Here is a 215-nt window from a genome sequence, read left to right on the forward strand (position 1 = left end):
GGTCGTCACACTCCGTTCTTCAAAGGCTACCGTCCACAGTTCTACTTCCGTACTACTGACGTGACTGGTAACTGCGAGCTGCCAGAAGGCGTTGAAATGGTAATGCCAGGTGACAACATTCAGATGACTGTTACCCTGATCAAAACCATCGCGATGGAAGACGGTCTGCGTTTCGCAATCCGTGAAGGCGGCCGTACCGTTGGTGCTGGCGTCGT

The 215-nt window shown here is 53.5% G+C and carries 1 pseudogene; it reads left to right on the top strand.

What is annotated here, in order from left to right:
• Positions 1 to 215: pseudogene (locus ACM6JM_RS19300) on the top strand (elongation factor Tu); the annotation flags it as partial.

The organism is Pseudomonas sp. IT-P2 (assembly GCF_949767575.1).
In the GTDB taxonomy this organism is placed as follows: domain Bacteria; phylum Pseudomonadota; class Gammaproteobacteria; order Pseudomonadales; family Pseudomonadaceae; genus Aquipseudomonas; species Aquipseudomonas pharyngis.